This window comes from Bowmanella yangjiangensis, assembly GCF_017255015.1.
GTDB classification, from domain to species: Bacteria; Pseudomonadota; Gammaproteobacteria; order Enterobacterales; family Alteromonadaceae; genus Bowmanella; species Bowmanella yangjiangensis.
Genome location: NZ_JAFKCS010000825.1, coordinates 1 through 315 on the forward strand (window position 1 = coordinate 1; position 315 = coordinate 315).

Genomic DNA, 315 nt, shown 5'->3' on the forward strand with positions numbered 1-315 from the left:
CTGTCAAGCGGCCGCCACGGCCCTGGACACCGTTGCTGGTGGCGCTCGGTCTCATGCTGGGGCTGAGTGGTCTGATCTTCTGGCAGTGGAATACCCTGCAGGAGCGCGAGCGGGAGGAGAGCCAGAGGCGCTTCCAGCAGGAAGCCCAGGACATCGGCCAGCGTGTGCTGGCGCGCATGCAGGCCTACGAGATGGTGCTGCGGGGCATCGCAGGCCTGATGATCGGCAGTGACCAGGTCACGCTCGCGGAGTGGGAGCGAGCCGTGGACCAGCTGCAGCTGCAGGACCGCTATCCCGGTATCCAGGCTGTCGCCT

Annotated in this window: 1 protein-coding gene; it reads left to right on the forward strand. The window is 67.0% G+C overall.

Features of this window, described 5'->3' with window-relative positions:
• Nucleotides 1-32 precede the first annotated feature (32 nt).
• Nucleotides 33-315, forward strand: a 283-nt coding sequence (locus J0A65_RS26850; protein WP_416135349.1) for a hypothetical protein, incomplete at its 3' end; no start/stop codon positions are given.